The following is a 25,345-nucleotide window of genomic DNA, read 5'->3' on the forward strand; positions in this document are numbered from 1 at the left end:
GGTTTCAGCTCATCCGCAGCGCCAGGAAGAAGTCCAGCTTGTCCTCCAGACGGGACAGATCACGGCTCGTCAGCTGCTCGATCCGCCCGACGCGGTAGCGCAGCGTGTTGACGTGCAGATGGAGCCGGGACGCACAGCGGGTCCAGGAGCCGTCGCAGTCGAGGAACGCCTCCAGGGTCGGGATCAGCTCGGCCCGGTGGCGGCGGTCGTAGTCCCGCAGCGGGTCCAGCAGACGGGCGGTGAAGGCACGTCGTACGTCGTCGGGGACGAACGGCAGCAGCAGCACGTGCGAGGCCAGCTCCTGGTGGCCGGCCGCGCAGACCCGGCCCTGCCGGGCCGCGGCCACACGCCGGGCGTGCCGCGCCTCCTCCAGCGCCCCACGCAGCCCCTCCGCCGAGTGCACCGCGGCGGAGACGCCGAGGGTGAGCCGGCCGTCGTCGTTCAGACCGGCCGTGAGCGGGTCGCGCACGGACTCCAGCAGCGCGTCCGCGACAACCCCCGCGGCGGAGTCGTCGTGCTCGCCGGTCACCGCGGGCAGCGGTACGAGCGCGATCGCCTCGTCGCCCGTGTGGGCCACCGCGATGCGGTCGGAGTGCTCGGGTCCCGTCGACGCCGGGTCGACCAGGATCTCCTCCAGCAGCGACTGCGCCACCGGGCCGCCCTCCACCTCCCCGCCGTCCCAGTCGACGCGGGCCACCACGACCTGCCAGTGCGGCGCGGTGCCGAGCCCGGGCAGCAGCACCGGCGCGGCCACCCGCAGCCGCGCCGCGATCTCGGCGGGCGCGGCGCCCGTCTGCACCAGTTCCAGCACCTCCTGCGCCAGCCGCCGCCGCACCGTCCGTGCCGCGTCCCGGCGGTCCCGCTCCACGGCGATCAGCTGGGTGACGCCGTGCAGCAGGTCCAGCCGCTCCTCGGGCCACTCCCCGGCGTCCGCCTCGACCGCCAGCACCCAGTCCGACAGCACCGTCTCGCGCACGTCCCCCGCCGAAGCCGCGGAGCGACCGCTGCCGCGCACCGGGAAGAGGCTGTACGTCGTCCGGTCCACCGCCACCCGGTAGGGTCCGCGCCGCCCGGTGCGGGCGGCCGCCAGCTGCTCCGCGGCGAGCCGCGCGCACACCTCGGCGGGCAGTGCCCCCGTCCCCGGGGACCCGGCCACCTTCGACCCGGCGATCAGCCGCCCGGTCGGCGACAGCACCCAGGCCCGCAGGTCCAGGTCGGACCCCAGCAGGTCGAGCACGACGTCGGGGCCGCCGCCCGCCGGACCCGAGGTCATCATCCGCCGGTGCCGGTCCACCACGGCCGCCAGGTCCCCGGCCCGCTCGCCGGACACCTGCCGCACGACGTGCTCGGTGATCGTCGCGAAGGCCACCGACTCGTGCACCGCGAACAACGGCAGCCGGTGCCGCGCACAGGCCACGATCAGATCGTCCGGCACATCGCCCAGCTCCGCCTCGCCCGCGGCCAGCGCGGCCACCCCGGCCTGCACCAGGATCCGTACGAACGGCTCGGAGTCCGCCGCGTCCCGGCGCCAGGCCAGACCGGTGAGCACCAGCTCCCCGCCGGAGAGATAGCGGCTGGGATCCCTGAGGTCGGTGGTCATCACGCCGCGCACACCGCGTTCCAGCTCGTCCTCGCCGCCGAGCAGCTTCAGGCCCAGCGCGTCGGTGTCCAGCAGTGCGCGCAGCCGCATTCTCGTCTCCGTCGTTTCTTGTCTCGATACCTACGATGGACCGTGCGGGGATCTTCCGGCGAGGGCCCGTCGGGTGGCTGATCAGCGGTGTCGGCCGTGTCCTGGACCGTGTCCTCTGTTACCGGAGGAAGGTGGGGAGGTTACAGACGACCTCCGTTCATACGAATCTACAAGATGCCCTTGCTGGCCAGCCAACTCCTTCATGGTTTCCGTGACTGACCCCCGCGGAGCACCCGGCGGTGTACTGGGCCCACTCCGAGTGAACCGCACATGAACGAGCCGGGCCCGCCGCACACGGATTGGCTCAATCTGTACGCCCCACGAGACGAAGAAGAGAGCCGGTCATGGACTTCCTTCGCCCCGCCAGCTGGGAGGAGGCGCTCGCCGCGAAGGCCGAGCACCCCGCCGCTGTGCCGATTGCGGGTGGCACCGACGTGATGGTCGAGATCAACTTCGACCACCGCCGGCCCGAGTACCTCATGGACCTGAACCGCATCGGCGACCTCTACGAATGGGAGACCGGCGAGGACAGCGTACGGCTGGGCGCCTCCGTCCCGTACTCGAAGATCATGGAGCGGCTCCGCGCCGAGCTGCCGGGCCTCGCCCTCGCCTCCCACACGGTCGCCTCCCCGCAGATCCGCAACCGCGGCGGCGTCGGCGGCAACCTCGGCACCGCCTCCCCGGCCGGGGACGCCCACCCGGCGCTGCTCGCCGCCGGCGCCGAGGTGGAGGTGGAGTCGGTGCGCGGGTCGCGCCGCATCCCCATCGACGAGTTCTACACCGGAGTGAAGCGCAACGCGCTGGCTCCCGACGAGCTGATCCGCGCCGTGCACATCAAGAAGGCGGACGGCCCGCAGCAGTACTCCAAGGTCGGCACCCGCAACGCCATGGTCATCGCCGTGTGCGCCTTCGGACTCGCCCTGCACCCGGAGACCCGGACCGTGCGCACGGGGATCGGTTCGGCCGCCCCGACGCCCATCCGGGCCCGGGCCGCCGAGGAGTTCCTGAACGCGGCCCTGGAGGAGGGCGGCTTCTGGGACAACGGGAAGATCATCACCCCGTCCGTCGCCAAGCGGTTCGCCGATCTGTGCGCCGCCGCCTGCAACCCGATCGACGACGTCCGGGGCACCGCGAGCTACCGCCGCCACGCGGTCGGCGTCATGGCCCGCCGCACCCTGACCTGGACCTGGGAGTCGTACCGCGGCGCCCACCGCACCACGGAGGGAGCGGCGTAATGCGACTCAACTTCACCGTCAACGGACGACCCCAGGAAGCCGACGACGTCTGGGAGGGCGAGTCCCTGCTGTACGTGCTGCGCGAACGGCTCGGCCTGCCCGGCTCCAAGAACGCCTGTGAGCAGGGCGAGTGCGGCTCGTGCACGGTCCGCCTGGACGGCGTGCCGGTGTGCTCGTGTCTCGTCGCCGCAGGTCAGGCGGAGGGCCGGGAGGTCGTCACCGTGGAGGGCCTGGCGGACTTCGCCAAGCAGCGCTCATGCGGCACCGACACCCACGGCACCTCGCTCGACGAGGCCAAGGGATGGCAGGCCCGGGGCACCGACTCGCAGACCGGCGAGGGCACCGAACTCTCCCCGATCCAGCAGGCGTTCATCGACGCCGGCGCCGTCCAGTGCGGCTTCTGCACGCCGGGTCTGCTGGTCGCCGCCGACGAGATGCTGGAGCACAACCCCAACCCGACCGACGCGGACATCCGCGAGGCCCTGTCGGGCAACCTGTGCCGCTGCACCGGCTACGAGAAGATCATGGACGCGGTCCGCCTGGCGGCCGCACGCCAGTCCGAGGGGGTCTGAGCATGCCGACGAACGGTGTTCCCACCAGGATCACGCAGGGCTCCGGGACCAAGGGCGGCATCGGCGAGTCCACCCTCCGCCCCGACGGCACCCTCAAGGTCACCGGTGAGTTCGCGTACTCCTCCGACATGTGGCACGAGGACATGTTGTGGGGCCACATCCTGCGCTCCACCGTCGCCCACGCCGAGATCATGTCGATCGACACCAGCGAGGCCCTGGCCACCCCGGGCGTGTACGCCGTGATGACGTACGACGACCTGCCGACCGATGTGAAGAACTACGGCCTGGAGATCCAGGACACCCCGGTCCTCGCCCACGGCAAGGTCCGCCACCACGGCGAACCGGTCGCGATCGTCGCCGCCGACCACCCGGAGACGGCCCGCCGCGCCGCCGCAAAAATCAAGGTCGACTACCGCGAACTCCCCGTCGTCACCGACGAGGCCTCCGCCACCGCCCCCGACGCGGTCCTCGTCCACGAGAACCGCGACGACCACCACGCCGGCCACGTGCCGCACCCCAACATCGTCCACCGCCAGCCCATCGTGCGCGGCGACGTGGACGCGGCCCGGCGCCGCGCGGACGTGATCGTCGAGGGCGAGTACACCTTCGGCATGCAGGACCAGGCCTTCCTCGGCCCCGAGTCCGGGCTCGCGGTCCCCGAGGAGGACGGAGGCGTCCACCTCTACATCGCCACCCAGTGGCTCCACTCCGACCTGCGCCAGATCGCCCCCGTGCTCGGCCTGCCCGAGGACAAGGTACGGATGACACTGGCCGGCGTCGGCGGCGCCTTCGGTGGCCGCGAGGACCTGTCGATGCAGATCCACGCCTGTCTGCTCGCCCTGCGCACCGGCAAGCCGGTCAAGATCGTCTACAACCGCTTCGAGTCCTTCTTCGGCCACGTCCACCGCCACCCGGCCAAGCTGTACTACGAGCACGGGGCCACGGCGGACGGCAAGCTCACCCACGTCAAGTGCCGCATCGTCCTGGACGGCGGCGCGTACGCCTCCGCCTCCCCGGCCGTGGTCGGCAACGCCTCCTCGCTCGGCATCGGACCGTACGTCGTCGACGACGTCGACATCGAGGCCATCGCCCTCTACACCAACAACCCGCCCTGCGGCGCCATGCGCGGTTTTGGCGCGGTCCAGGCGTGCTTCGCCTACGAGGCGCAGATGGACAAGCTGGCGGCGCGGCTCGGCATGGACCCGGTGGAGCTGAGGCAGTTCAACGCCATGGAGCAGGGCACGCTCATGCCCACCGGGCAGCCGGTCGACTCCCCGGCACCGGTCGCCGAACTCCTGCGCCGCGTCAAGGCGATGCCCATGCCTCCGGAGCGCCAGTGGGAGAGCAGCGAGGGCGCCGACGTGCGCCAGCTGCCGGGCGGACTGTCCAACACCACGCACGGCGAGGGCGTCGTCCGCGGGGTCGGCTACGCGGTCGGCATCAAGAACGTCGGCTTCTCCGAGGGCTTCGACGACTACTCCACCGCGCGGGTCCGCATGGAGGTGGTCGGCGGTGAGCCGGTCGCCACCGTGCACACCGCGATGGCGGAGGTCGGCCAGGGCGGTGTCACCGTCCACGCCCAGATCGCCCGCACCGAGCTGGGTGTCGCCCAGGTGACCATCCACCCGGCCAACACCCAGGTGGGCTCGGCGGGTTCGACCTCGGCCTCACGGCAGACGTACGTCACCGGCGGCGCGGTCAAGAACGCCTGCGAGCTGGTCCGCGAGAAGGTGCTGGAACTCGGCCGGCGCAGGTTCGGCCCGTACCACCCGGCCTGGGCCACCGCCGAACTCCTCCTGGAGGGCGGCAAGGTCGTCACCGACGGCGGCGAGGTGCTCGCCGACCTGGTGGACGTCCTCGGGGACGAGGCCGTCGAGGTCGAGGAGGAGTGGCGGCACCGGCCGACCGAACCCTTCGACCTCCGCACCGGCCAGGGCAACGGCCACGTCCAGTACTCCTTCGCCGCGCACCGCGCCGTCGTCGAGGTCGACACCGAACTCGGCCTGGTGAAGGTCATCGAACTGGCCTGCGCGCAGGACGTCGGCAAGGCCCTCAACCCGCTCTCCGTGCTCGGCCAGATCCAGGGCGGCACCACCCAGGGGCTGGGCATCGCGGTGATGGAGGAGATCGTCGTCGACCCGAAGACCGCGAAGGTGCGCAACCCGTCCTTCACGGACTACCTCATCCCCACCATCCTCGACACGCCGACCATCCCCGTCGACGTCCTCGAACTCGCCGACGACCACGCCCCCTACGGCCTGCGCGGCATCGGCGAGGCCCCCACCCTGTCCTCCACCCCGGCAGTCCTGGCAGCCATCCGCAACGCCACGGGCCTGGAACTGACCAGAACCCCGGTCCGCCCGGAACACCTCACCACCGGGACCGTATAACTGCGCCCGCCGCAGTATGCGGCACGTCGCAACACCGCTGCCGCTGCGGGCAGTCGTGCCTCCCCCAGTGCCTGAAGGGCCTGGGGGGACCCCCAGCGGCACGGGTGGGCGCAGCGGCACCCCGACGCCGGGCAACGCACCACCCCCCGGCGCCCCCACAGAAAGGTGCAGTACCGGGCCGTCCCCCGAGACTCGGCACCTCCCAAATCCCGCGCACTTCACCGAAGGCACGGGTGCACCTATGAACCTTGGGAGAAGCGCACCATGACCCAGCAGTCCATCCAGCCGGCGACCACCGCCGAAGACGCGGGCACGGGAACCCGCGTCCCCGCCGGCCGTTCCTGGCTCGACCGGTACTTCCACATCACCCACCGAGGATCCACCGTCGCCCGCGAAGTGCGCGGCGGAGTCACCACCTTCATGGCGATGGCGTACATCCTCCTGCTCAACCCCCTGATCCTGTCCGGCCAGGACGCCGCCGGGAACACCCTCGGCCGCACCGCCCTGATCACCGCCACGGCCTTCGCCGCCGCCCTCACCACCCTGCTGATGGGCTTCGTCGGCAAGGTGCCGCTCGCCCTCGCCGCCGGCCTGTCCGTCTCCGGCGTCCTCGCCTCGCAGGTCGCGCCCGAGATGACCTGGCCGCAGGCCATGGGCATGTGCGTGATGTACGGCGTGGTCATCATGCTGCTGGTCGTCACGGGCCTGCGCGAGATGATCATGAACGCGATCCCGCTCGCGCTCAAGCACGCCATCACCATGGGCATCGGCCTGTTCGTCGCCCTCATCGGCTTCTACAAGGCGGGCTTCGTGCACCAGGGCGAGGCGACCCCGGTCACCCTCGGCCCGGCGGGCGAACTGGCGGGCTGGCCGGTCCTGTTGTTCGCCGTCACCCTCCTCGCCATCTTCATGCTCCAGGCCCGGGGCGTCCCCGGCGCCATCCTGCTCGGCATCGTCGGCGGCACCCTCCTCGCCGTCACGCTCAACGCGTTCGGGGTCGTCGACCCGAAGCAGTGGGCGAGCGGCGCCCCCGAACTGCACGGCAGCGCGGTGTCGATGCCCGACTTCTCGATCTTCGGGGACGTCGAGTTCGGCGGCTGGGGCGAGGTCGGCGCGATGACGGTCGCCATGATCGTGTTCACCCTGGTCCTCGCGGGCTTCTTCGACGCGATGGCGACCATCATCGGCGTCGGCACGGAGGCCGGGCTCGCCGACGACAAGGGCAGGATGCCGGGCCTGTCCAAGGCGCTGTTCATCGACGGCGCCGGCGGTGCGATCGGCGGTGTCTCCGGGGCCTCCGGCCAGACGGTGTTCGTCGAGTCGGCGACCGGCGTCGGCGAGGGCGCCCGCACCGGCCTGTCCTCGGTCGTCACCGGACTCTTCTTCGCCGCCTGCCTGTTCTTCACCCCGCTGACGGCGATCGTGCCGGGCGAGGTCGCCGCCGCGGCCCTGGTGGTGATCGGCGCGATGATGATGATGAACGCCCGCCATGTCGACTGGGCCGACCGCGCCACCGCGATCCCGGTGTTCCTGACCGTGGTGATCATGCCGTTCACCTACTCCATCACCGCGGGCGTCGCCGCCGGGGTCATCTCGTACGTCGCCATCAGGACCGCCCAGGGCAAGGCCCGGGAGATCGGCGCCTTCATGTGGGGCCTGACGCTGATCTTCCTGGTCTACTTCGCCCTCGCCCCGATCGAGAGCTGGCTGGGCGTGCACTAGCCGCTCCACCACGAACCTTCCACGCAACCGCAGGTGAGGAGACCGAGACATGCTGGACATCGCCGAGGAGCTGAACCGGTGGGTCGAGCAGGGCCGTGACTTCGCGGTCGCCACCGTCGTGGCGGTCGGCGGCAGCGCGCCCCGCCGACCCGGCGCCGCGCTCGCGGTCGACGCCGACGGCACGGCGGTCGGCTCGGTCTCCGGAGGTTGTGTGGAGGGCGCGGTGTACGAGCTGTGCGAGCAGGCGCTCAGGGACGGCGAAACCGTCCTGGAGCGGTTCGGCTACAGCGACGAGGACGCCTTCGCCGTGGGTCTGACCTGCGGCGGGGTCATCGACATCCTGGTCACACCGGTACGGGCGGCGGATCCCGCCCGCCCGGTGCTGGCGTCCGTGCTCGCCGCCGCCGCGCGGGGGGAGGCGGCGGCGGTGGCGCGGATCGTGAGCGGTCCGGCGGAGCTGCGGGGCCGGGCGCTGACGGTCCGCCCGGACGGCTCGTACGGGGGCGGCTTCGGCGCACACCCGGAGCTGGACCGCACGGTCGCCGCCGAGGCGGGCGCGTTCCTGGACGCCGGCCGCACCGGCACGCTGGAGATCGGCGAGCGGGGCTCGCGGTGCGGGGCGCCGCTCACACTGCTGGTCGAGTCCTCGGTCCCCCCGCCCCGGATGATCGTCTTCGGCGCGATCGACTTCGCGTCGGCGCTGGTGAGGGTCGGCAAGTTCCTCGGCCACCATGTCACGGTGTGCGACGCCCGCCCGGTGTTCGCCACGAGGGCCCGCTTCCCGGAGGCCGACGAGATCGTCGTCGCGTGGCCGCACGAGTACCTGGAGCGCACGACGGTCGACGCCCGCACGGTGCTGTGCGTCCTCACCCACGACGCGAAGTTCGACGTACCGCTGCTGCGGCTCGCGCTGCGGCTGCCGGTGGCGTACGTCGGCGCGATGGGCTCCCGCCGCACCCACCTGGACCGCAACGCCCGCCTGCGCGAGGTCGGCGTGACCGACCTGGAGCTGGCCCGCCTCAGGTCACCGATCGGCCTCGACCTGGGCGCCCGCACCCCGGAGGAGACGGCCCTGTCCATCGCGGCGGAAATCGTCGCGAACCGGCGCGGCGGCAGCGGGGTCGCCCTCACCGGCGCGCACACACCCATCCACCACGACACATCCCCGGCAGCGGGGGAGACGGGCCTCATCGGGTCGGTGGCGTGAGGGTCAGCAGGCCCCCAGGGCGACGAGCCGACCGCGGACCCCGTCGAGGAGGTCCGTAAGAGCCTGCACGAGGTATTCCTGCTGCCGCGGCCGGCCCGGGGTGGTCGGCGTCTTCAGGCCCACCTCCCGTCTCACGATGGCCTTGCGCAGCTCCACCGCAGTGGTCGTGACATCGCTCAACAGGGCCAGCACACCGTCGACTTTCGCCGCGTCACCGCCACCGGCGGACGCCGGGGCGGCGGCCGCCAGTTGTGCCATGCTCAGCTCCACTGCCAGCTGGGACGCCCTGCGCTGTGCGAACAGCACCACATCCGCTTTGAGCCGGCCGAACTCGGACGCGGACACGTGGCGCAGGGGCGATTCGAAGGTCTTCAAGATGTCGCGCAGGATCTCGGTCACCGCCTGGGGTCCGGGCGGAGGCACGGTGAGGGTCCCGGCGGTGGCCCGTGCTTCGGCCACGACCGTCTCCCCTCGCCGCACGACCGCCATGTCCGGCACCGCCACCGGAGCCGGCTTCTCCTCCGCTTCCACGACCCGGCCGCCGAGCACCGGCGGGCTCACGATCTCGGCGGTCAGGGGTCGCTTGACCTTCACGGAGTCCAGGTACGCCCCGCAGGCGTGCGCAGCGAGCAGGTAGAACCACCAGCGGTCGCGGTCCGGGTACCGGTCCCGTGCCGTGACCATCAGCGAGCAGGCGTGCAGGGCGAGGAACCACTGGGCCTGCCAGGCCGGTCCGAAGCGCCGGCTGGCACCCCACTCGATCAGTTCCGCGCGCACCCGGCCGACCAGATCCGCCAGTCCCTGCGGGACCAACGGGCCGTCGCAGCGCGGCTCGGGGCCGGGATCGGGTGCGCTGAGCACGGCCATGAGTTCCGCTCGGGCCGCCTCGGAAAGATGGGGCAGATACTCGTCCGCGATCAGGCACAGCAGCAGGTGCACCGGGTCCCGCGCAAGCAGCGCCCGGTCGCTGAACCGGGAGAGGTCGATGAGCCAGTAGTCGTCCGGCGACGCGTCCGTGCGGACCGGTGCCATGATGTTGCCCGGGTGCAGGTCACCGTGTCCGCGCCCGCGTGCGGCGAACCGGACGGGGTGCTCGCTCAGGGGTGAACCGTCGGACAGCGCCAGAGGGTCCGGAAGCACCGGCGCTTCCGCGGTCAGGGAGAACCACAGCCGGTCGCCCGCCCGCGCGTCGACCCGATCGCGCACCCAGGTCCGCAGCGGGGCCTTGTCGTCGAGACGCGCCCCCAGGAGCTCCGACACGAAGCGCGCCGCCGTCATGCCCTGGCTGAACTCCGGGTCCTCGGGATTCCAGCCGCTCAGCACGCCCCGGACGATGCGCGCCGCGAGTCCGGGCAGGTGCGGGACCCGGCCGAGCGTGGCGAGCGTCGTCGTCTCGTCCTTCCCGTCCCCAGCGGGGCACTGGAACATCACCCAGTGGTCGCCCAGCCTCCAGGCCTTTTCCGCCAGGCCGACCAGATGCCGGTCGATGAACACCTCATTGCCCGGCACCCGGCTGAGCAGGGCCGCCCGGTGGTTGCGCGGCTCGGCCTCCGCATCCGGCGAAGGGCCGACCAGTTTGATGATCCGCATGCCCCCGGAGCGCCGGTCGTCCAGCTCCCGGACGAACGCCGAGACCAGCTTGCCCCCGCTGCCTCCGGTCTCCAGCAACTCCGCTTCCACGAGCTCGAGATGGTTCGTGTCGAGCCACTCGGCGAGGGCTCCGTCCACGGCTGCGTCGCCGAAGACACGCGGGGCGGGGGAGGACGGTCGGCTCATGACCCAAGTATGAACGGACCGCGCTCACGCCCCCGGTGTGCGCCGGGCGCGGGGACGGCCGGGGGACGGCATGTGATAAGCCATGCCGGAAGAGGGGTGATCACAAAGGGGGATCAACATGTCACGTCTCAGGGGGAGTCGGCGTACGCGACGTGCGTTCCGGGCCGGCCGGGTCGACGCCGGAACACTGGCCGGGACCATCGCCGCACGGGACGGTGACGGCCAACCCAGCCAGCGCTACGAGGGCCTGACGGTCACCGGCACACTCCGCCTGGACCGGCGCCGGATCGGCAGCGTCCTCGCCTTCGTCGACTGCGTCTTCGAGGAGCCGGTCGATCTGACGGAACTCACCGTGCCCTCGCTGGACCTGTCCGGCTCCGTCCTTCCGGCGCTGCGGGCCGACCGTCTCACCGTGGACGGCGAACTCCGGCTCACCGGCACGCGCGTGGGGGACGGGACCGGTGAACCCCGGCCAATGACCGACCCGTCGGACCCGGGCACGGGCAGACGGGCGCCGCGCCGCCTGCACGAGGACACGGCGACCGGAGCCGTGCGGCTGGCGGACGGGCGGATCGGGGGGAACCTCGTCGTCGAAGGGCTCACCGTGACCGACGGCGGTCCCTGGTCGCTGCTCGCACCCCGGCTCACCGTCGAGGGCTCCGTCCACGGTCGTGGCCTGACCGCCAACGGTTCCCTCTACCTGCGGGACGCCCGGGTCACCCACGCCGTCAATCTGCACGCCGCCGACGTCGGCGGCATCGACGCCACCGGCGTCACCTGCTCCGGCTTCTACGCGGACTGGGGGTTCCGCAGCACCGGGCAGGTGCTGCTGCGGGCGGCCGAGGTCGCCGGTGTGGTGACCTTCCACGACGCCGTGCTGGCCGCGCCCGCCGGTTCGCTGCTGTGCGGCCGGCTCCGCGTCCCGCGTCTCCGGCTGGACCTGCGCGAACCGCCGGCCGGACAGGTCGTGCTGCAGGACGCGACCGTCGACGTCCTGGTGGACTCCGCGTCCACCTGGCCCGCCCCGGGCACCCTGTCCCTGGAAGGCTTCGTCTACCAGCGGCTGGAGACGGAGCGGCCCGTCGACGTCCGTACCCGGATCGCCTGGCTCACCCGCGACCCCCGAGCCGGTGCCCGGGCCTTCGAACAGTTGGCGACCTCGTACGAGAGTGGCGGCGACGAACGCTCCGCCCGCGTCGTACGGCACGCCAAGGAACGTCACCTCAGCCGCAACGACCGTCTGACCGGGCTGGTATGGGGGTTCGTGCAGGACACCCTGTTCGGGTACGGGTACGCACCCCGGCGGGCGCTGCTGTGGCTGCTGTCGCTCGTCGCCGTGGGCTCCGTGTGGTTCGCCGCGCACCCGCCACGGCCGGTCGGCGGCGACTCGAAACGGGTCTGGGACCCCGTCCTGTACAGCCTCGACCTCCTCATCCCCGTGGCGAGCCTCGGGCACCGCGGCGCCTGGGACCCCACGGGGGCGAGCAAGGCCGTGGCGCTGCTGCTGGTCGTGTCCGGCTGGGTTCTGGCCACGGCCGTGATCGCCGGTGCGCGGCGGGTGCTGGGCCGGGGCTGACCTCCTGGCCTGCTGCCTCCTTCCGTCCTTGTGGACCCACTGCCCCGTGTCCCGGCGCGTTCGCGCACCCTGGCGGTACGCTCATGTCCGGCGCCGCCCCGCGTTGCACCGAGGAGGCGCCAACGCGCGTATCGGGGGCGGCGTTGCCGACCGAGCCGGACCTTGAGGTACTCCATGGGGCACGAGGACTACTGGGTGGCCATATCGCGGGAGGGAAACCTGCTCGGCGGCGGCTTCTTCGTGAACAGTTCGTACGTCCTCACCTCCACCGCCTGCATCCCCGGACTGCGGGCGCGTGACCCGGTCGACCTGCACACCGCGCAGGGACTGCCGCTGCGGGCCATGGTGTTCGAGGTGGCGGAGGACGCCGGGCTCGCTCTGCTCAGCGTGCTGCCCGACCCGGAGGCGGACTTCGCGCCCCTCCAGGCCGGCAACGCCGTCAAGGGCGACCCGTGGCGGGCCCCGTTTCGTCCGGATCCGCTGAAGCCGGTCCTGCGGGGCACGGTGGACGCGGTGGTAGCCGACCGGCGCGACGGTGACGGGCGTCCGCTGGACCTGATCGAACTGGCTGCCGACCCACCGCCGGGCGGCTACGAGAGGTACGTCGGAGGGCCGGTCGAGCGACGCACCGAGGGGCAGGCCCCCTCCGTCCTCGGCATCCTCCTCGACGCCGAGGCCTCCGGGCGGCTGAGCGACACCGGCGAGGGCGCTCTGGTCGCCTGCGCCATCGATTGCGCGTTCGAGCTCTTCGAGCGACTGTCGGCCGAGTACCTGGTGGGCATGCTGGGCGTAGGGCTCGGCAAGGCGTCGGATCACCGGCGGAGCAAGAAGCGGAAGGCGCTGGAGGCGTTCGAGACCGGCCGGTTCCTGGCCCGGGAGATGGACGCCCTGGCGGCCGAGAACCCGCTCCTGGCACGGGACATGGAGCCGTACTACATGCGGCTGGCCAACGAGGTCTGCGACGAGGCGCTAGGCGCCGTGTACGGGGAGCCGGACGATGATTGACTCCTTCAGCGCGGCGGCCCGGTGCGCCGAGGAGGCACTGCGCGACCCCGGCGGACTGCGCTTCGCGCACCTGCCCAGCCTGGTCGCCTTCGTGGAGCGCCTGCGGGACGACCCCGACGGAGCCGACCGCGACCCGCGTGAACTCGCCCAGGGAGTACGTCTCAACCGGCTGCTGTGGGAGCTGGGACTGCGGGGCGAGGCCGCTCGGCTCTTCGACCTGTTCGTGGCGTGGCTGCGGAGGATGCCGGCCGGCACGGACGACACCGTGGCCCTCGGCAACGCCCTGGCCGCGGTGGGCGTGGCGATGGGCCGCGGCAACGACGTACGGGCGTTTCTCAAACGCTTGGTGTCCGAGGCGCCCGGCGGCACGGAGGTAGACGAGGTGCTGGCCGCCGTGGCCTGGATCAATCTGGCGGTCGTCGACCTGTCACTGGGTGATACCGACTCGGCCGCCTCCTGGGCCCGGTCGGCCCGGAGCCGGCTGCGCATGCTCGACGTCCCCCACAGCGCCGAACTGGACCAGGTGCTGAGCGCGGTGGAGTTGCGTCTCGCCGACACGCCGCTCGGCATGCCGCCGGACGACGTGCTGGGCGGCCCGGACTCGGCCGGGGCCACACGGCTGAGGGAACTCGCCGTCCGGACCGCCGAGTTCGTGAGGGAACGCGGCGACAGAGACCCGCGTGCCTTCCTCTCGGTCGCGGGTCTCGCCGTCGCCCGTGTGAGGGCAGCGCTGGGCGAGGGGGACACCCGCGGCCTGTGGATGTCCGTCCAGGTGCTGGAAGTCGCCTGCCAGCGGCTCTCGGCGATGCTCGGCGCCGACCATCCGGAGGCCCTCGGTGTGCTGGCGGACCTCGCGGCCGTACAGCTGGAGTCCGCGCGCGTGATCAGGTCTGCCGTCCGGCTGGAGCGGGCGGTTGCCCAGCTCGCGTCCGTGTCCGAGCGGCTGGACGCACGGCTCGGCCCCGAACACCCCCGCTCCGTGGCGGCGTTGACCAACCTGGTCACCGCCCGGGTGGAGTCGGTCCGCGCCTCCGACGAGGCCCACCGGGCCGACAAGGCGCAGCGGACCGCCGAGGTGCTGGCCGCACAGGCGCGGCGGGCCGGTGAACGGCTCGGCGCGGACCATCCGGTGACCCGGCTGGTGCGGGCCTCCTCGCGCACCTGCCGCAGGATCGCCGCGCGGGACGGTGACCTGTGGGGTCACGGCACCACGATGCTGATGACGCTGACCGACGCCCCGCGGGGATGGGTGACCGACCCCGGGGCCTACCGCTCGTTCGACGAGGTGAGGGAGCCACTCGGCCGGCGCGGGCGGCAGGAGGACGACCTGGGGGACGCGGCCGGCCCGGAGCAAAGGCGCGCACGTCCCGGGGAGCGGGGTCCCGCCGCGGGAGAGCTCGTTTCCGGCACCGTCATCGAGATCGACGATCACCACGTCCTGCTGTTCGTGGGTGGCATCACGGGCGTCGTCCCGGCTGGTGAACTCTCGCTCCGGCACCATGCCGACCCGCGCTCCCTGGCGCTGGGTGACAGCGTCCGGGCCCTGGCCCTCGGCCGCCGGGACGCCGACGGCCACGCCGTCCTGTCCCTCCGGCGTGCCCAGTCGCTCCACGCCTGGACCACCCTCGAGACCGTCAAGGTGGGGGGCACCTACGTCAACGGGACCGTCATCGATGTCGTCAGAGGCGGCCTCGTACTCGACATCGGGGTACGGGCCTTCCTGCCGGCCGACCTCGTCGACCTGCGGCGCGGCGCCGACCTGCGCGGTCTCCTGGGCAAGTCACTGGAAGCGAGGATCACGGAGTTGGACCGGGCCCGCGGCCTCGTGATGCTCTCCCGCCGCGCCTGGCTGGAGGAGAACGAGTTCCTCCTCCGTCCGCGCACCCCCGGGGCCGTCCAGCCCGGGCAGATCCTGTCGGGGACGGTGACCGAGGTCGCCAGGCACGTGGCGTTCGTGGATGTGGACAGCTTCACGGGGGTGCTCCCCCGGGAGGAACTGTCGTGGCTGCACGTCGACGACGCCTCGGACGTGGTGGGTGTCGGGCAGCGGGTCACCGTCCGGGTTCTCAGTCTCGACGACCGCAAGCGCTGGATCCTTTCCCGCAAAGCCGCCCAGGACCGCCCCTGGCAGGCGTTCACGACCTCCCACCGGCCGGGGGAGATCGTCGAGGCCACGATCACGAAGCTGCTCTCCTTCGGCGCCCTGGTCCGTGTGGACGAGGGCATCGACGGTCTGGTCCACCACTCCGAGCTGGGTGACCCCCGGGCGTCTTCCCCGTACTTCGTGAGCCCGGGCGCTCGGATCTTCGTGGCCGTCAGTGACATCGACTACGACCGCCGGCGCCTCTCCTTCTCCCTCAGGGAGGCCGACGCCCTGGTCGCCGGCCTCAGCGAGGGGCGGTGTCCGCCCGACCGGTACGGGATGGCCGCGTACTGCGACAGCCGGGGGCGGCTGATCCTCCCTGACGGCTACGACGAGGAGGAGGGGGTCTGGCTGCCGGGCTTCCGGGCACAACGTGAGCACTGGGACCGTCGGCTCAATGAGATGACAGAGCTCTGCCGGCGGCACCGGACGTGGGTCGACCGGCGAGGCGGCTCTCCCCGCCCCTGAGTCACGGCTCCCTGAGCAGCCGGTTCACCGCTCGCCCGAACACGTACCGGCCCGCCCGCGCCACCACCGCGTCGAGGAGGGCCGGTATCGCCCGGACCCGGATCTCCTCGCGCCACACCACGCGGGCCCGGCCGCCCGGGCCCCGGCGGACCTCCAGCTCCGCCCAGCCCTTGACGAACCGTCCGCGCTTCTCCAGGCGGCACAGCCCCGGGGAGTCGTCCACCGGGGGCCGCCAGACAGTCACGTCCATCGGGTCGTCGAAGGAGAGCGGGCCGAGGCCGGTGCGGGCGACGATCCCGGTGCCCACGCCGGTGGGCGGGGGAGTGGTCACGGCGATCCGGGTCAGCGGGACCACCTCGCCGTGGCGGGGCCAGGCCGTGAGCCGGCGCCAGGCCTCGTCGGGAGGGAGCGGCGCGGTGCGCTGGAGCTGGAAGGTGGCCACGGGGGGATCCTAGGGAATCCGCCCGGCTCATCCGCACGGCAGGGTGCGGGTCACCCGTCCGGCCCAGTCCCGGGCCTCCGGTACTACCGGTACACCTCGCCCGGCTCCGCCTTTCCCGGCGCCAGCGGCTGAGGAACCGTGACGAACACATGGCCCCACTTCTTCAGCCCCGCGATGATGCCGGGGACGGCCGGCACCGTGCCGTCGTGGATGTCGTGGATCCCAGCGCGTGCCGGCGTGCGGGAGCCGTCGCCCTCCCTCTGTGTGGTGGCCTGACCTGTACGGGTACGGAAAAGTGGCCAATTCGCCTGTATGGGACAAGCTGTGTCCAAGTGTTTGAGACAGCCGTGAATGCGGCACCCGCGTCCCGGTAGTGGACCCACGCCTCTCAGGGACGGAGCACAGCCCCGATGCGCATCGTCGGTACCGGAGCCAGGAGGAGGACGGTCGGATGACGTCGTACTCCGTCGTGATCCCCACCCTGGTGGGGGACACCCTCGCCGACTGCCTCGCCGCGCTGGCCGCGGCGAACGGGCCGCGACCCGACGAGATCGTCCTCGTCGACGACCGGAGCGACCCCGACCCCGCGCCCGAGGCGCTGGAGCACGCGCTGTCCGTCCTCGGCGACCTGCGCGAACGCACCACCACCGTCGTCACCGGCGGGGGCCTCGGGCCCGCCGCCGCACGCAACATCGGGCTGCGCACCGTCACCACGCCCTGGGTCGCCTTCCTCGACGACGCCGTCCAGGTCGGGCCGCACTGGTGCGCGCAGCTCGTCCAGGACCTCAAGGAGGTGTCCCCCGACACCGCAGGCGTCCAGGGCGCCATCACCGTGCCGCTGCCCGGCGAGCGCCGCCCCACCGACTGGGAGCGCGGCACCGCCGGACTCGCCCGGGCCCGCTGGATCACCGCCGACATGGCCTACCGCACCGAGGCCCTCCGGCAGGTCGGCGGCTTCGACGAACGCTTCCCCCGGTCCTTCCGGGAGGACGCCGACCTCGCCCTGCGCCTCCTCGACGCCGGCTGGCGCATCCACAAGGGCCACCGCACCACGCTCCACCCGGTGCCCGCCGCCTCCCGCTGGGCGTCGGTGCGCCAGCAGCGCGGCAACGCCGACGACGCCCTGATGCGGCGGCTGCACGGACCCGACTGGTGGGACAAGGCGGTCGCGCCGCGCGGCCGGATCCGCCGGCACGCCGCGATCACCGCCGCCGGCGCCGCCGCCTGCGCCCTCGCCGCCGCCGGGCACCGCCGGGCGGCCACCGCGTGCGCGGTCGGCTGGGCCGCCGGAACCGCCGAGTTCGCCCGCGCCCGTATCGTCCCCGGGCCACGCACCCGGGACGAGGTCACGACCGTGCTGGCCACCAGCGTGATCATCCCGCCCGCCGCGACCTGGCACCGCCTGGCCGGTGCCTGGCGCCACCGGAACGCCCCGGCCTGGCAGGAGGCGGACCGATGAGCCCGGTGCGGGCGGTGCTGTTCGACCGCGACGGCACGCTGGTCCACGACGTCCCCTACAACGCCGACCCCGCCCTGGTACGGCCCGTCGACGGCGCCCGTGAGGCACTCGACGCGCTCCGCGCGCACGGCATCCGCACCGGCGTCGTCACCAACCAGTCCGGCATCGCCCGCGGACTGCTCACCGAGGCCGACGCCCGCCGCGTCAACCGGCGCGTCGAGGAACTCCTCGGCCCCTTCGACGTCTGGGCCATGTGCCCGCACGGCCCCGACGACGGCTGCCACTGCCGCAAGCCCCGGCCAGGCATGATCCTCCGGGCCGCCGGACGCATCCGCGCGCACCCCGCCGACTGCGTCGTCATCGGCGACATCGGCGCCGACGTCGAGGCCGCGCGGCGGGCCGGCGCCCACGCCGTCCTCGTACCCACCCCCGAGACCCGCCCCGAGGAGATCTCCACCGCCCCGTGCGCGGCCCCCGACCTCCCCACGGCGGTACGCATGCTCCTCGACAGCCCGCCCTGGGACCGGCCGGACGGGAGGTCCTCGTGAAGGCCCTCGTCACCCGGCTCGACAGCTTCGGCGACGTGCTGCTCGCCGGGCCCGCCGTGCGGGCCGTCGCCGCCCGCGCCGACACCGTGACCCTGCTGTGCGGGCCGCACGGGGCGCCCGCCGCGCGGCTGCTGCCCGGCGTGGACGAGATCCTCGTCTGGGACTCGCCGTGGACCGGGTTCCAGCCGCCGCGGGTCGACCGGGAGGAGATCGACGCGCTCGTCGACGCCCTCGACGCCGACAGCGCGCTCGTCCTCACCTCCTTCCACCAGTCCCCGCTGCCCACCGCCCTGCTGCTGCGCCTGGCCGGCGTCCGCCGCATCGCCGCCGACTGCGAGGACTACCCGGGCTCCCTCCTCGACGTGCGCCACCACCGCGCGGCGCACGCCCACGAGGCCGAGGCGGCGCTGGACCTCGCCGAGGCCGCCGGCTTCCCCCGGGTCGACGACGGACGGCTGCGGGTGCTCCCGCCGCCCGCGACCGAGGCGCTGACCGGCCCCGGGGAGTACGTCGTCGTGCACCCGGGCGCCAGCGTGCCGGCCCGCGCCTGGAGCCCCGGCCGGTGCGCCCAGGCGGTGCGCGAACTAGCCGCCGCCGGACGCCGTGTGGTGGTCACCGGCGGGGCGGGCGAGCGGGACCTGACCGCGTACGTCGCCGGTGACACGGCCGTCGACCTCGGCGGCCGCACCGGCGCCGCCGAACTCGCCGGGGTGCTCGCCCGGGCCGCCTGCGTCGTGACCGGGAACACCGGCCCCGCCCATCTCGCCGCCGCCGTCGACACCCCCGTGGTGTCCCTGTTCGCGCCGGTCGTCCCCGCCGAGCGCTGGCGGCCGTACGGGGTGCCGTACGTGCTGCTGGGCGACCAGGACGCACCCTGCGCGGGGACCCGCGCCCGGCGCTGCCCCGTACCGGGCCATCCCTGCCTGGACACCGTGACCGCGCTCGACGTCGCCGCCGCGGTCGACAAGCTCGTGGAGGTGACATGAGGATCCTGCTGTGGCACGTGCACGGGTCGTGGACCACGGCCTTCGTGCGGGGCCCGCACACCTACGTCGTTCCCGTCACCCCGGACCGCGGACCCGACGGACTCGGCCGCGCCCGCACCTTCGACTGGCCCGACTCGGTCGTCGAGGTGCCCCCGGAGCGGCTCCGCGAGGAGGACATCGACGTCGTCGTCCTGCAACGACCGCACGAACTCGCCCTCGTCGACCGGTGGCTGGGCCGCCGCCCGCCCCTGGTCTATCTGGAGCACAACGCCCCGCACGGCGACGTGCCCGACACCCGCCATCCCGCGGCGGACATCCCCGGCGCCACCCTCGTCCACGTCACCCACTTCAACCACCTGATGTGGGACGGCGGGGACACCCCCGCCACCGTCGTCGAACACGGCATCGTCGACCCCGGCCCGCGGTGGACCGGCGAACTGCCGCACGCCGCCGTCGTCGTCAACGAACCCGTGCGGCGCGGCCGTACGACCGGCACCGATCTGCTCCCCGCCTTCGCCGGCGCCGCGCCCCTCGACGTCTTCGGCATGCGCACCGAGGGCCTCGCCGACCACCTCGGCCTGCCCGCCGGCCGCTGCCGCTCGTACGAACTCACGCAGGCCGCGCTGCACGAGGAGCTGGCCCGTCGGCGCGTCTACGTCCACCCCGTGCGCTGGACCTCCCTGGGCCTGTCCCTGCTGGAGGCGATGCACCTCGGCATGCCCGTCGTCGCCCTCGCCACCACCGAGGTCACCGAGGCCGTACCGCCCGGCGCCGGTGTGGTGTCCAACCGCGTCGACGTCCTGACCGACGCGGTACGGGACTTCGTCGCGGACCCGGCGCTGGCCCGTGACACCGGCGAGCGCGCCCGCGCGGCGGCGCTCGCCCGTTACGGGCTCGCCCGCTTCCTCGACGACTGGGAGCGCCTGCTGAAAGAGGTGACCCGATGAGGGGCACCACGGCCCGACGACGGGGCTCACGGCGCTGTACCGGTGCCGCTGCGCCCACCCGTGCCGCCCCAGCGGCACGACTGCCCGCAGCTGCGCCGGCCGGCGCGACCGCCCAGCGCGACGACCCCGCCGGCCTCGGCGGCGGAGACGCCCCCGCGCCCGGCTCGGAGGGTGACGGCGCCGTGCCGTCGGTACGGCGGGGCCCGCGGCCACGGCTGCTGGTGCTGCGCGCCCTCGGGCTGGGTGATCTGCTGGCCGGTGTTCCGGCCCTGCGGGCGCTGCGGCGGGGATTTCCCGGGTACGAGATCGTGCTGGCCGCGCCCGCCGGACTGGCCCCCGTCGCCGGGGCCACGGGAGCGGTGGACCGGCTGCTGCCCGCCTCCGCGCCCGGACGGGCCGTGCCCCGCACCCTCGACTGGACCGGCCCGCCCCCGGACATCGCCGTGGACCTGCACGGCAACGGACCGCCCAGCCACCGCCTGCTCCAGCACCTGCGCCCCCTGCGGCTGCTCGCGTTCGCACACCCGGAGACCCCGGGGATCGAGGGCCCGCCCTGGTACCCGGACGAGCACGAACGGGACCGCTGGTGCCGCCTGCTCCGGGCGTACGGCATCGACGCCGACCCCACCGACCTGCTGCTGCCCCGCCCGCGCACCGCGTCCCCCGCACCCGGCGCCGTCGTCCTGCACCCCGGCGCGGGAGCGCCCGCCCGCCGCTGGCCCCTGGAGCGGTACGCGGCCGTCGCGGGCGCCCTGCGCGAGCGCGGGCTGCGGGTGGTGGTCACCGGGGGAGCGGACGAGGAGGACCTGGTGGCGCGGCTCGCCAAGGAGGCCCGGCTGCCCGACACGGACGTCCTCGCCGGCGGGCTGCCCTTCGACCGGCTCTCCGCGCTGGTCGCCGGCGCCCGCGCCGTCGTCAGCGGCGACACCGGTATCGCCCATCTCGCGGTGGCCCACGCCACCCCGACGGTCACCCTCTTCGGCCCGGTCCCGCCCACCCACTGGGGCCCACCCGCACACCCCCGCCACATCGCCCTGTGGCACGGCCCACCGGGCGACCCCCACGCCCACCACCCCGACCCCGCGCTCCTGCGCATCACCCCGGACGAGGTCCTGAACGCCCTGGACCGACTGCCACCGCGAGGGGAGCACGCCTCATGACCGGCCCGCGGCGCCACCGACCGGCCCCCGGTCCCCTTGGACCGCACCCGGTCGGGCGGAGGGAGCGGGCGCGGGCAGGTCGGCTTGTTCCCGGCAGGGGTCCCGAACCGGGGCGGCCACGGGCCCCGGTGGGGTTCCGCAGGGGCGGACGTCCGGTACGAGGAGGTGCACAGCATGACCGAACCGCGGCGCATCGGCGTCGTCATCGCCACCCGGGACCGTCGCGACCGGCTCGCCGTCACCCTCCGGCACCTGCTGGACCTGCCGGAGCGGCCCGAGATCCTCGTCGCCGACAACGCCTCCACGGACGGGACCCGCGACATGGTCGCCCGGGACTTCCCCGAGGTGCGCCTGCTGGCGCTGCCCGTCAATCACGGCGCCCTCGCCCGCAATCACGGGGCCCGCGCCCTCGACACCCCGTACGTGGCGTTCAGCGACGACGACTCCTGGTGGGCGGCCGGTGCGCTCGGCCGGGCGGCGGAGTTGTTCGACGCCCATCCCAGGCTCGGTCTGATCGCCGGCCGCACCCTCGTCGGCCCGGCCGCGGACCCCGACCCGCTCAACGACGTCCTCGCCGGCTCCCCGCTCGGGCCCGCCACCGATCTCCCCGGCACCCAGGTGCTCGGCTTCCTCGCCTGCGGTGCCGTCGTCCGCCGCAGCGCCCACCTCGACGCCGGCGGCTTCCACCGGCTGCTGTTCTTCGGCGGTGAGGAGACCCTGCTCGCCTACGATCTCGCCGCCCGCGGCTGGGGCGTCACCCACTGCCCCGACGTCGTCGCCCACCACCACCCGGCCCCCGCGGCCCGTCCCGGCCGCCCGGTGCTCCAGCGCCGCAACGAGGTCCTCACCGCGTGGCTGCGCCGTCCCGTCCCGCGCGCGCTCGCCCGTACCACGGCCCTCGCGGACGAGGCGCGCGCCGACCGACAGGCCCGGCGTGCCCTGCGGGAGGCCCTCGCCCGGCTGCCGGCGGCCCTGCGCGAACGCAGGCCGCTGCCCCCGCACGTGGAACGGGCCGCCCGCCTGCTGGACCCGGAGGGGGCGAGCGCATGACCGACCCCCGCACCACCGTCGTCGTCATCACCCACAACCGGCGCGGGGAGCTGCTCCGCACCCTCGGCCACCTCGCCGCCCTCCCCGAGAAACCGCCGGTGATCGTCACCGACAACGGCTCCACCGACGGCACCGCCGAAGCCGTCGCCCGCCACCACCCCGAGGTCCGCCTGCTGCGCCCCGGCCGCAACCTGGGCGCCGTCGGCCGCAATCTCGCGGTACGGGACGTCCACACGCCCTACGTCGCCTTCTGCGACGACGACTCCTGGTGGTCGCCCGGCTCCCTCGCCGGCGCCGCCGACCTGCTCGACCGGCACCCCGCGCTCGGCTCGGTCACGGCGCGGATCGTCGTCGAGCCGGACGGCACCGAGGACCCGATCGTCCGGGAACTGCGCGACTCCCCCCTGCCGGGCCCGCCATGGCTGCCCGGCCCGGCGCTCGGCTCGTTCCTGGCCGCCGCGACCGTCCTGCGCACCGACGCCTTCCGCACCGCCGGCGGCTTCAACCAGCGCCTCTGGCTCGGCGGCGAGGAGGAGCTGCTGGCCGCGGACCTGGCGGCCGACGGCTGGTGGCTCGTCTACGCCGGCCATCTGACGATCCACCACCAGGCCTCGCCGGCGCGGGACGCCACCCTGCGCCGGATCCACGGCATCCGCAACACCCTGTGGTTCACCTGGCTGCGCCGGCCGGTCCGCCCCGCCCTGCGCCGCACCCTGAACCTGGCCCGCACCGTCCCGCGCGACACCGCCTCCCTGCGCGCCTTCGCCGAGGCCGCCGCCGCCCTGCCCTGGGTGCTGCGCGAACGCCGCGTCCTGCCGCGCGAGGTCGAGTCCCGCCTACGCCTCCTGGAACCCGCCCAACGCACCTCCACGGCCCGCCGCTACACCGGCTGAGCGCCGCCGGGTGCGCCGGGGCCCGCCCACCACGGGGGCGCGCGGTCTCGGCCCACCCGGCTCAGTCCGTCTTCCGGGTTCGGGCACGACGATCACCTCCTGCCGCGCCGGGTCTCCGCCGCCCCCTGAGGGCGAGCGTTCAGCCGTCGGACCACCGGCACAGCAGCCGGAATGCCGCGAACGTCGGCGGCCACACCGCGGCGAAGGCCCAGACGGCCCACGGGGCGGAGGTGACGATGCCGGTCAGCATCAGCTTGAGGGGCACCGCGAGCAGGACGGTCACGGTCCGGCCGTGCGGACGGTACGACGCCATGCGCGCCGGGAGCCGCCCCGCGTCGGGCTCCCGGCGGACCCGGAGCGTACGCGTAGGGACGTCCGAGTGCCCGGGCGGTGTCCCGCCTAACCGGCGCCGGCGCGTGTCGTCAGTACCTCCACCAGTCGGTCGGCGCCGTCCGGGACCCGGCCGTCGCGGAACGCGTCGCGCATCTGCCGGGCGGCCACCCGGCCCGAGGTCAGGCACCAGTCCCACCACCGCTCGAGACGGCGCGCGTCCACCTGCTCGGCGCCCAGCAGCGCGGGCCAGCCGCAGGCCCTGGCCTGCGCGGTCACCTTGGCGCCGCCCGCCACCGGGTCCACCGCCAGCACCGGCGTGCCGACCCGCAGCGACAGCACCAGCCCGTGCAGCCGGTCGGTGACGACGAGGTCGAGGCGGGCCAGGACAGACTGCACCTGCGCCGGTGTCTCGCTCAGATGCCAGTCACGGGTGTCCAGCCGGGTCTCCAGCTCCAGCCGGGCACAGTCCTTCCCGGCCAGCCAGCGCGTCACCTGCTCCGCGACCTGTCCGTGCCGGCGCCTGGGCCCGTACTCCCGCTGCCCGTGGGTGAGGATCACCCCGACCACGGGCCGTGCGGGCACCGCGGGAGCGCGGGCCGCCAGGTCCTCGGACGGCTCGCTGCCCGGGGCGTCCCGCGCCAGCACGCGGTGGAAGCCGGTCACGGCCTCGCCGCCCGCGTCGATCACCGACGTCCCCACCGCGATCCGCACACAGTGGGCGAAGCGCCGGTGCAGTTCCTCGACCTGGGGCCCGTGCAGCGGCCCGCACACGAACACCAGATGGGAGTAGTCGCCGGGCCGCACATCGTCGAAGTGCAGGTCCGCCGGGCGGAACCCGGGGCTCCATACGACGTCGTACGCCATCCCGGCGCCGCGCAGCACCTCCTCCACACGGCGCAGCGCCAGCACGTCCCCGGCGGTCGCCTCCCCGTCGCGGAAGCTGAACCACCCGGTCAGCAGGACCCTTCGCGGTCCCGAGGTCTCTCGTCCGTACACAGTGCGCACCGAGTGCCCCACTCCGGCGGGAGGCAATCGGCCCGGCGCGTCAGCGTGTGCGGGGGCGCGGGCCCGGCTCCCGCCGGGGGCCGGAGTGGCCCGCCAGTGCCTGCCGTGCCTGGTGCCGCGCGCGCTCGGCCACCTCGCGCGCCTCGGCCACGACGTCACCGCGTTCGCGCACCAGGCCGTCGTAGACCGGCAGACGATCGTGGGCTGGGGGAGAGGAAGTCATGCGGGCTGATCCCTTCGCGGTCAGGCGCGGTTGAGACGCGCGGCCATGCCATGGCCGAGGGCCAGGTAAATGAGGGCGGGCAGACCATGATTGAGGAGAACACGAAGTCCTTCTGTGTCCATGGTGAAAATGTCCTGTGACCACCACGACAGCAATTCCGCCGAACCTCGCACGAATTCGACGAAGACATTCCCCTCGTTGGCACCGAGGAGATGGAGGACGATCCACAGGATCAGGAAGCCGGCGGCGATGTCGGCGACGGTCTGAATGGTCAGCGCGGCCCTGCGGGCACCGTCGGTCCGGCGCCGCTCCCGCTGGTAGGGGTCGGGCGCGGACCGGTCGTGGGCGTACTGCCCGGGGGTCGGGTCGATATGGCTCACGGGAATCCCATCTGACGCTGCGTATTTCGGGCCGCCGGACGGCCGGCTCATTCATCTCAGCGTTCCGTGGCCGCCATGGTGTTACATGCCGCCGCCGGATGTCCCGAATATGCGGAGGTATTCGGGAAGGTGCTC

General features: G+C 73.7%; 22 protein-coding genes and 1 pseudogene. 15 read left to right on the top strand and 8 right to left on the bottom strand.

Annotated features, from left to right (window positions below; all coding sequences use genetic code 11):
• Positions 1-4: 4 nt before the first annotated feature.
• Positions 5-1,690, bottom strand: a complete 1,686-nt coding sequence (locus ACZ470_RS07685) for a PucR family transcriptional regulator (RefSeq protein WP_468425360.1) — start codon at positions 1,688-1,690, stop codon at positions 5-7.
• 344 nt (positions 1,691-2,034) lie between these two features.
• On the opposite strand from ACZ470_RS07685, the gene ACZ470_RS07690 reads away from it, so the two are divergent.
• The 5 genes from ACZ470_RS07690 (at position 2,035) to ACZ470_RS07710 (ending at position 8,816) form a co-directional block, all read left to right on the top strand.
• Positions 2,035-2,925 carry an FAD binding domain-containing protein gene (locus ACZ470_RS07690; protein WP_468425362.1) on the top strand — a complete coding sequence of 297 codons (891 nt, stop codon included), beginning with the start codon at positions 2,035-2,037 and terminating at the stop codon, positions 2,923-2,925.
• Positions 2,925-3,497 (top strand): (2Fe-2S)-binding protein, encoded by a 573-nt coding sequence (locus tag ACZ470_RS07695; RefSeq protein ID WP_468425364.1) that lies wholly within the window; start codon positions 2,925-2,927, stop codon positions 3,495-3,497. The genes ACZ470_RS07690 and ACZ470_RS07695 overlap by 1 nt, the downstream gene beginning before the upstream one ends.
• Before the next feature lie 2 nt (positions 3,498-3,499).
• Entirely contained in the window at positions 3,500-5,887 is a 2,388-nt protein-coding gene (locus ACZ470_RS07700) for a xanthine dehydrogenase family protein molybdopterin-binding subunit (RefSeq protein WP_468425365.1), read from the top strand.
• Positions 5,888-6,151: 264 nt separating this feature from the next.
• A complete protein-coding gene (locus ACZ470_RS07705; RefSeq protein WP_468425367.1) occupies positions 6,152-7,609 on the top strand; it encodes an NCS2 family permease in 1,458 nt (485 codons plus the stop codon).
• A 49-nt stretch (positions 7,610-7,658) separates the two neighbouring features.
• The gene (locus tag ACZ470_RS07710; RefSeq protein ID WP_468425369.1) at positions 7,659-8,816 is read left to right on the top strand and encodes an XdhC family protein; all 1,158 of its coding nucleotides are present in this window, start codon (positions 7,659-7,661) and stop codon (positions 8,814-8,816) included.
• A 3-nt stretch (positions 8,817-8,819) separates the two neighbouring features.
• Here ACZ470_RS07710 and ACZ470_RS07715 read toward each other — a convergent pair whose 3' ends face one another.
• On the bottom strand, positions 8,820-10,592 hold the full coding sequence (locus ACZ470_RS07715; RefSeq protein WP_468425371.1) for a hypothetical protein: 1,773 nt from the start codon (positions 10,590-10,592) through the stop codon (positions 8,820-8,822).
• A 118-nt stretch (positions 10,593-10,710) separates the two neighbouring features.
• Between ACZ470_RS07715 and ACZ470_RS07720 the strand changes: the two genes are divergently transcribed.
• The 3 genes from ACZ470_RS07720 to ACZ470_RS07730 all read left to right on the top strand — a co-directional run bounded on the left by ACZ470_RS07720 (position 10,711) and on the right by ACZ470_RS07730 (position 15,784).
• Entirely contained in the window at positions 10,711-12,168 is a 1,458-nt protein-coding gene (locus tag ACZ470_RS07720; RefSeq protein WP_468425372.1) for a hypothetical protein, read from the top strand.
• 174 nt (positions 12,169-12,342) lie between these two features.
• The gene (locus tag ACZ470_RS07725; RefSeq protein WP_468425374.1) at positions 12,343-13,173 is read left to right on the top strand and encodes a hypothetical protein; all 831 of its coding nucleotides are present in this window, start codon (positions 12,343-12,345) and stop codon (positions 13,171-13,173) included.
• Complete coding sequence (locus ACZ470_RS07730; RefSeq protein ID WP_468425375.1) at positions 13,166-15,784, top strand: S1 RNA-binding domain-containing protein; 2,619 nt, start codon at positions 13,166-13,168, stop codon at positions 15,782-15,784. The genes ACZ470_RS07725 and ACZ470_RS07730 overlap by 8 nt, the downstream gene beginning before the upstream one ends.
• A 1-nt stretch (position 15,785) precedes the next feature.
• Here ACZ470_RS07730 and ACZ470_RS07735 read toward each other — a convergent pair whose 3' ends face one another.
• Complete coding sequence (locus tag ACZ470_RS07735) at positions 15,786-16,226, bottom strand: SRPBCC family protein (RefSeq protein WP_468425376.1); 441 nt, start codon at positions 16,224-16,226, stop codon at positions 15,786-15,788.
• 83 nt (positions 16,227-16,309) lie between these two features.
• A pseudogene (locus ACZ470_RS07740) lies at positions 16,310-16,447 on the bottom strand (polysaccharide deacetylase family protein); the annotation flags it as partial.
• 230 nt (positions 16,448-16,677) lie between these two features.
• Here ACZ470_RS07740 and ACZ470_RS07745 point away from each other — a divergent pair.
• The 7 genes from ACZ470_RS07745 (at position 16,678) to ACZ470_RS07775 (ending at position 23,269) form a co-directional block, all read left to right on the top strand.
• Entirely contained in the window at positions 16,678-17,685 is a 1,008-nt protein-coding gene (locus ACZ470_RS07745; RefSeq protein ID WP_468425378.1) for a glycosyltransferase family 2 protein, read from the top strand.
• The gene (locus ACZ470_RS07750; RefSeq protein WP_468425380.1) at positions 17,682-18,233 is read left to right on the top strand and encodes a D-glycero-alpha-D-manno-heptose-1,7-bisphosphate 7-phosphatase; all 552 of its coding nucleotides are present in this window, start codon (positions 17,682-17,684) and stop codon (positions 18,231-18,233) included. Before ACZ470_RS07745 ends, ACZ470_RS07750 begins: the two co-directional genes overlap by 4 nt.
• Complete coding sequence (locus ACZ470_RS07755) at positions 18,230-19,219, top strand: glycosyltransferase family 9 protein (RefSeq protein ID WP_468425382.1); 990 nt, start codon at positions 18,230-18,232, stop codon at positions 19,217-19,219. Before ACZ470_RS07750 ends, ACZ470_RS07755 begins: the two co-directional genes overlap by 4 nt.
• Entirely contained in the window at positions 19,216-20,166 is a 951-nt protein-coding gene (locus ACZ470_RS07760) for a glycosyltransferase (RefSeq protein ID WP_468425384.1), read from the top strand. Before ACZ470_RS07755 ends, ACZ470_RS07760 begins: the two co-directional genes overlap by 4 nt.
• Positions 20,163-21,326 (top strand): glycosyltransferase family 9 protein, encoded by a 1,164-nt coding sequence (locus ACZ470_RS07765; RefSeq protein WP_468425386.1) that lies wholly within the window; start codon positions 20,163-20,165, stop codon positions 21,324-21,326. Before ACZ470_RS07760 ends, ACZ470_RS07765 begins: the two co-directional genes overlap by 4 nt.
• 174 nt (positions 21,327-21,500) lie before the next feature.
• Entirely contained in the window at positions 21,501-22,376 is an 876-nt protein-coding gene (locus ACZ470_RS07770; protein WP_468425388.1) for a glycosyltransferase family 2 protein, read from the top strand.
• Positions 22,373-23,269, top strand: a complete 897-nt coding sequence (locus ACZ470_RS07775; RefSeq protein ID WP_468425390.1) for a glycosyltransferase family 2 protein — start codon at positions 22,373-22,375, stop codon at positions 23,267-23,269. The genes ACZ470_RS07770 and ACZ470_RS07775 overlap by 4 nt, the downstream gene beginning before the upstream one ends.
• Before the next feature lie 139 nt (positions 23,270-23,408).
• Here the strand turns inward: ACZ470_RS07775 and ACZ470_RS07780 are convergent, their stop codons facing one another.
• From ACZ470_RS07780 to ACZ470_RS07795, 4 genes are all read right to left on the bottom strand, one after another.
• Positions 23,409-23,582, bottom strand: coding sequence for a hypothetical protein (locus ACZ470_RS07780; RefSeq protein ID WP_468425392.1), 174 nt, complete (start codon positions 23,580-23,582; stop codon positions 23,409-23,411).
• A gap of 86 nt (positions 23,583-23,668) precedes the next feature.
• Positions 23,669-24,607 (bottom strand): polysaccharide pyruvyl transferase family protein, encoded by a 939-nt coding sequence (locus tag ACZ470_RS07785; protein ID WP_468425393.1) that lies wholly within the window; start codon positions 24,605-24,607, stop codon positions 23,669-23,671.
• A gap of 40 nt (positions 24,608-24,647) precedes the next feature.
• Positions 24,648-24,830, bottom strand: a complete 183-nt coding sequence (locus tag ACZ470_RS07790; RefSeq protein WP_468425395.1) for a hypothetical protein — start codon at positions 24,828-24,830, stop codon at positions 24,648-24,650.
• A 20-nt stretch (positions 24,831-24,850) separates the two neighbouring features.
• Complete coding sequence (locus ACZ470_RS07795; RefSeq protein WP_468425397.1) at positions 24,851-25,210, bottom strand: hypothetical protein; 360 nt, start codon at positions 25,208-25,210, stop codon at positions 24,851-24,853.
• Between the last annotated feature and the right edge of the window lie 135 nt (positions 25,211-25,345).

The sequence above is a fragment of the Streptomyces sp. NPDC031111 genome, from assembly GCF_055570675.1.

Coding starts and splice junctions, on each gene's coding strand:
- ACZ470_RS07685 (WP_468425360.1), bottom strand. CDS start 1,690: ATGCGGCTGCGCGCACTGCTGGACACCGACGCGCTGGGCCTGAAGCTG.
- ACZ470_RS07690 (WP_468425362.1), top strand. CDS start 2,035: ATGGACTTCCTTCGCCCCGCCAGCTGGGAGGAGGCGCTCGCCGCGAAG.
- ACZ470_RS07695 (WP_468425364.1), top strand. CDS start 2,925: ATGCGACTCAACTTCACCGTCAACGGACGACCCCAGGAAGCCGACGAC.
- ACZ470_RS07700 (WP_468425365.1), top strand. CDS start 3,500: ATGCCGACGAACGGTGTTCCCACCAGGATCACGCAGGGCTCCGGGACC.
- ACZ470_RS07705 (WP_468425367.1), top strand. CDS start 6,152: ATGACCCAGCAGTCCATCCAGCCGGCGACCACCGCCGAAGACGCGGGC.
- ACZ470_RS07710 (WP_468425369.1), top strand. CDS start 7,659: ATGCTGGACATCGCCGAGGAGCTGAACCGGTGGGTCGAGCAGGGCCGT.
- ACZ470_RS07715 (WP_468425371.1), bottom strand. CDS start 10,592: ATGAGCCGACCGTCCTCCCCCGCCCCGCGTGTCTTCGGCGACGCAGCC.
- ACZ470_RS07720 (WP_468425372.1), top strand. CDS start 10,711: ATGTCACGTCTCAGGGGGAGTCGGCGTACGCGACGTGCGTTCCGGGCC.
- ACZ470_RS07725 (WP_468425374.1), top strand. CDS start 12,343: ATGGGGCACGAGGACTACTGGGTGGCCATATCGCGGGAGGGAAACCTG.
- ACZ470_RS07730 (WP_468425375.1), top strand. CDS start 13,166: ATGATTGACTCCTTCAGCGCGGCGGCCCGGTGCGCCGAGGAGGCACTG.
- ACZ470_RS07745 (WP_468425378.1), top strand. CDS start 16,678: ATGACGTCGTACTCCGTCGTGATCCCCACCCTGGTGGGGGACACCCTC.
- ACZ470_RS07750 (WP_468425380.1), top strand. CDS start 17,682: ATGAGCCCGGTGCGGGCGGTGCTGTTCGACCGCGACGGCACGCTGGTC.
- ACZ470_RS07760 (WP_468425384.1), top strand. CDS start 19,216: ATGAGGATCCTGCTGTGGCACGTGCACGGGTCGTGGACCACGGCCTTC.
- ACZ470_RS07765 (WP_468425386.1), top strand. CDS start 20,163: ATGAGGGGCACCACGGCCCGACGACGGGGCTCACGGCGCTGTACCGGT.
- ACZ470_RS07770 (WP_468425388.1), top strand. CDS start 21,501: ATGACCGAACCGCGGCGCATCGGCGTCGTCATCGCCACCCGGGACCGT.
- ACZ470_RS07775 (WP_468425390.1), top strand. CDS start 22,373: ATGACCGACCCCCGCACCACCGTCGTCGTCATCACCCACAACCGGCGC.
- ACZ470_RS07780 (WP_468425392.1), bottom strand. CDS start 23,582: ATGGCGTCGTACCGTCCGCACGGCCGGACCGTGACCGTCCTGCTCGCG.
- ACZ470_RS07790 (WP_468425395.1), bottom strand. CDS start 24,830: ATGACTTCCTCTCCCCCAGCCCACGATCGTCTGCCGGTCTACGACGGC.